This is a genomic window from Streptomyces sp. NPDC026522, assembly GCF_055567555.1.
The window spans coordinates 1-1,274 of the sequence record NZ_JBVHQF010000032.1; the positions used below are offsets into that span (position 1 = coordinate 1).

The 1,274-nt window shown below is 70.0% G+C and carries 3 protein-coding genes; all 3 read left to right on the forward strand.

Annotated elements, in window-relative coordinates; all coding sequences use genetic code 11:
* On the forward strand, nt 1-137 hold a 137-nt coding region (locus ACZ4M3_RS35350; RefSeq protein ID WP_467739748.1), incomplete at its 5' end, for a vitamin B12 dependent-methionine synthase activation domain-containing protein.
* A gap of 35 nt (nt 138-172) precedes the next feature.
* Nucleotides 173-1,114: a methylenetetrahydrofolate reductase [NAD(P)H] gene (gene metF, locus ACZ4M3_RS35355; protein WP_467739747.1), complete on the forward strand. Its 942-nt coding sequence runs from the start codon at nt 173-175 to the stop codon at nt 1,112-1,114.
* A gap of 26 nt (nt 1,115-1,140) precedes the next feature.
* The coding region (locus ACZ4M3_RS35360; RefSeq protein ID WP_467739750.1) for an adenosylhomocysteinase at nt 1,141-1,274 on the forward strand (134 nt) is incomplete at its 3' end.

Sequence of the window (1,274 nt, forward strand, 5' to 3'; positions counted from 1 at the left end):
GCGCCAAGATCGCCGACATGCTCCAGCCGGAGCGCATCGGCGTCCACCTCTCGGAGGAGTTCCAGCTCCACCCGGAGCAGTCGACCGACGCCATCGTGATCCACCACCCCGAAGCGAAGTACTTCAACGCGCGCTGACCCGGCCGCGCCCTACCGGAATCCAAGGAACCACCATGTCCGCAGGAACCGCAGAGCACTCGCACCGTGCCCGTTCGGGCCGCCTGCGAGACCTGCTCGCCACGGGGCAGAGATCGTACTCCTTCGAATTCTTCCCCCCGAAGACGGAAGCGGGTGAGCGCACCCTGTGGAGCGCCATCCGCCGCATTGAGGCGCTGTCGCCCTCGTTCGTCTCCGTCACCTACGGCGCGGGCGGCTCCTCCCGTGACCGCACCGTCGAGGTGACGAAGCGGATCGCGGCCGAGACCACGCTCCGGCCGGTCGCACACCTGACGGCGGTCGGCCACTCGGTCGCCGAGCTGCGCCACATCATCGGCCAGTACGCGGACGCCGGCATCCAGGACGTCCTCGCCCTGCGCGGGGACCCGCCCGGCAACGCCCGAGGCGAGTGGGTCCCCCACCCGGCCGGTCTCCGTCATGCCGACGAGCTCGTCGCCCTCGTACGGGGGCTGGGGGAGTTCACGGTGGGGGTGGCGGCCTTCCCCGAGCGTCACCCGCGGTCCCCGGACTGGGACAGCGACATCCGCCACTTCGTCGCCAAGTGCCGGGCCGGCGCGGACTACGCCATCACCCAGATGTTCTTCCGCGTCGAGGACTACCTGCGCCTTCGGGACCGGGTCACGGCCGCCGGCTGTGACACCCCGATCATCCCCGAGCTCATGCCCGCCACGGACGTCCGGCAGATCCGCCGCTTCGCCGAACTGAGCAACGCGTCCTTCCCCGACGGCCTGGCGCAGCGTCTGGACGCCGCCCGTGACGATCCGGGCGCGGGCCACCGCATCGGCGTCGAGTACGCCACCGCCATGGCCGAGCGCCTCCTTGCCGAAGGAGCACCGGGTCTGCACTACATCACCCTGAACCGCTCGAGCGCCACCCTCGAAATCCACCAGAACCTGGGCCTGTCGAAGGCCCGGCAGCTCGCCGAAGTCCCTTCCTGAACCGTCCCCCATCGCACCACGGAGTAATGATGACGAGTCTGTCCCCCGCCGACTTCAAGGTCGCCGACCTCTCCCTTGCCGCGTTCGGCCGCAAGGAGATCACCCTGGCCGAGCACGAGATGCCGGGTCTGATGTCGATCCGCGCGGAGTACGCGGCGGC

Bases quoted from the DNA above. Each gene is read 5' to 3' on its own strand.
- metF (WP_467739747.1), top strand. From the start codon at position 173: ATGTCCGCAGGAACCGCAGAGCACTCGCACCGTGCCCGTTCGGGCCGC.